The organism is Treponema sp. R6D11 (genome assembly GCF_054786075.1).
On record NZ_BDHD01000492.1, the window covers coordinates 1 to 922 of the forward strand.

Below are 922 nucleotides of genomic sequence, written 5' to 3' on the forward strand. Positions count from 1 at the left end.
GCCGGACGGAATCCGCACCTGCCCTTCATTCCGCATCAAAAAACCTCCGTAAAAACGTAAGTAACTGTATTAAAAACGGGCGTTATTGTCAAGGGGAGGCGGCAGACGCCATCTTCCTATTAAATTTTCAAAATGATATAATGGGGCAATGGCAACAACAACTGACGACAAAAAAGTTATTTATTCCATGTACAAGGTTTCCAAAAAACGCGGGACGAAACAGGTACTAAAGGATATAAGCCTTTCTTATTTTTACGGAGGTTTTTTGATGCGGAATGAAGGGCAGGTGCGGATTCCGTCCGGCTGCGCCATATCGGGTATTATAGACAAGTCGGGGCGGCGCATGAGCGGCGAGGCGATTATCAAATCGATCAGCGTCATGCACGACCGCTCTAACGGGCTTGGAGGCGGTTTTGCCGCTTACGGAATATACCCGGAGTACAAGGATTATTACGCCCTGCACCTGTTTTACGAATCGGTGTCCGCAAAAAGAGAATGTGAAGAGTTTCTCGAACGGCATTTTGACATAATAAACCTTTCAAAAATTCCCACAAGAAAAATAAAAGAGAATGTGAAGAGTTTCTCGAACGGCATTTTGACATAATAAACCTTTCAAAAATTCCCACAAGAAAAATAAAAGAGAATGTGAAGAGTTTCTCGAACGGCATTTTGACATAATAAACCTTTCAAAAATTCCCACAAGAAAAATAAAAGAGAATGTGAAGAGTTTCTCGAACGGCATTTTGACATAATAAACCTTTCAAAAATTCCCACAAGAAAAATAAAAGAGATAACCGACGAGCCTTTAATCTGGCGTTACTTTGTAATCCCCCTCCCCACAAAACTCGCGGACAGCCAGCTTGACGAGCGGGAGTTTACCGCGAAATGCGTGTTCAGCGTAAATACAAAAATCGAAGGCGCT

Annotated in this window: 1 protein-coding gene; it reads left to right on the forward strand. The window is 42.7% G+C overall.

From position 1 onward, the window contains the following. The first annotated feature begins 148 nt into the window (after window positions 1-148). A complete protein-coding gene (locus tag ACYVTD_RS14190) occupies window positions 149-604 on the forward strand; it encodes a hypothetical protein (RefSeq protein WP_461248372.1) in 456 nt (151 codons plus the stop codon). The last annotated feature ends 318 nt before the right edge of the window (window positions 605-922 follow it).